A 2,102-nucleotide genomic window follows, 5' to 3' on the forward strand; every position below is an offset into this window, starting at 1 on the left:
CCGTTGGTGGGCTTACCTGTGTAGTCCGGATGGTGAGTGGCGATGTCGAAGGTCTTGCGCGCTACGCCGTTGTTGTTGCGGAAGGTGTCGTTCCGGGAGGATAGATCGTGGATTGGCATGAGTTGAAGCAACTCAGAAACCTCGATCACGCGCGGGTCTGTCGCACCCAGCCCCTTCCAGCCGTTGTCTGCCGTGATGGCGCAAGCCAGCAGGATCTCGTCCCAGACCCAGTCGGGGTTTCGGATTGACTTCACCTCAAATCCGGCCCGCTTAAGCCACGCCACGGCTTCCTGGAGGCCGCCATGAAAGGCGTGCGGTCCTAGGGCCTGGCCGTACTCGTATCGGTGGGCTACCCCGGCAATCGCCTTCGAGTCATACTCCTTGGCGTCATGGACGAGAAGGTAGTCCCGAGCCGGACGGTAACCGTATGTGGTCAGGAAGGTCTCCTGGCCCACGCGGTCGTATTCATCGATGGCTTTGAGGACTGACTCGCGCGTGAACTCTCCCTTACGCATGTTGCCCAGCATAGGAGTTGGCCCGAAGGGCAGCGGCAGGCACTGCGCCAGAGGCGAGGCCGCGTCCTAGGCCGCGCCGCTCGCTCTCCACTCGGGGGCATCGGCCTCCTCGTGGAACTCCAGCAGGTGCTCGCCGGCGAAGCGTTCCAGGGCGGTGCGGACTTCGGCGGGGGTGACGTAGAAGAACTCTCGGCGCAGGTTGATGCGGTTCACCCTGCTGGCATCGAACTCCTGGTGCAGGCGGCGTTCTAGGCCCACGGCATCCGCGCTGAAGATCAGCGCGTGTACGTCGAAGCGGAACGGGACCGATGCGTCGCCCAGCTCGTTCACCCGGTCCATGGGTTCCAGCCGCCGGGTCATCCCGATCTTCACCATGTGCTCGCCGAAGGCGCCGATGTTGGAGATCACATAGACGTAGCCGGCCCGGATGTTCGCCTCCCGGTAGTCGACGGCCTGGAGGGCAGCGTCGATCTCGGCGAGTTTGGACTCTAGGTCGTCGATGGATGCCGGATTCGCCAGTGCACCGGAGGCACGTAGTCGCTGGAGGGCGCTCAGGTGGTGGCTGCGCTCCTTGTCCAGCCGGGCCCGCTCGCGTTCGATCTCGCGGTTCAGTGCCTCCTCCTCGCGCTCCTGTGCGCGCAACTCCCGGCGGTACTCTTTCTCCGCCTCCTGCTTGGCGGGGTAGTCAGCCGTCAGCTCCAACTCGCGTACCCGCAGGCGGTGGTACGGGTCGCTGATCCGGATCTGCATGGTCGCGCCGAGCCGGGCGATGGTCTGCCGGGACTTCTCCAGCCGGTCGACCAGGGACTCCAGCCGGTGCGGGCGCATGCTCCGTACTGCGTAGTCGACTTCAGCGTTGTATGCACGCAGCAGCAGCTTGGAGAAGTCCCGCACCATCTTGCGGCCCTCGGCGACGGACCCGTTGACCTGCCAGTTGGTGGCGGACAGCACGGCCTGTCCGCTCCGTGCCATCGTGCTGACGGAGTCCTTCAGGTCCGCGAGCACGGCTTTGTACGCGACCGCGTCCTCCAGCCGGTGCCGATACGCGTAGATCCCGACTTCCTGAAGCATCGCCACATCTTCCGTGAGGACGATGCCCTGCCGTGCGTGCCGGAGTTGTCGTTCGGCCTGTTCGGCCTCCCGCAGCGCCTCGTCCCGCTGGTGCCGTGCTGAGGCCAGTTCCGAACCGAGCTGCTCCGAGGCCCTTTCGGTCTTCTCCAGCAGCAGATCGTCCTGACAGGCTGCGTCGGCTGCCCATGCCGCTCGTTCCAGCGCGGTTTGCTCGCTCAGCCGCTGATGAACGGATCGGAGCCTCTCGGTCTCGGCTGCCAGCTGGACGGCGTCGAGTCCCCAGAGCCGGGTCAGTTGGGCCTGCAGGCTCTCCACCTCCGCCGTCAGCCGGGCGTTCTCGGTGCGCACCTGCTCGGCGTCGGCTTCGGCCTGCCTACGGCGCCGCCCGAACGGGTTGCCGGCTGCACCCGTCGCAGCTGGAGGCTCGCTGGGACGGGACGCAGATGCGGCCTCCGAGCCATCGGGGAGTTCCGTCCACCACTTCCAGCCAGGGGGTGCCGGAGGCAGTGCCGGGTC

General features: G+C 66.2%; 2 protein-coding genes. Both read right to left on the reverse strand.

Features of this window, described 5'->3' with window-relative positions; genetic code table 11:
- Window positions 1-515: ScoMcrA-related endonuclease (locus ABD323_RS40580; protein WP_486327170.1), on the reverse strand; the 515-nt coding region annotated here is incomplete at its 3' end.
- Window positions 516-581: 66 nt separating this feature from the next.
- Window positions 582-2,102: SNIPE associated domain-containing protein (locus ABD323_RS40585; RefSeq protein WP_344447129.1), on the reverse strand; the 1,521-nt coding region annotated here is incomplete at its 5' end.

Origin of the sequence: Kitasatospora nipponensis, from assembly GCF_039528135.1 — a bacterium.
Lineage (GTDB): Bacteria > Actinomycetota > Actinomycetes > Streptomycetales > Streptomycetaceae > Kitasatospora > Kitasatospora nipponensis.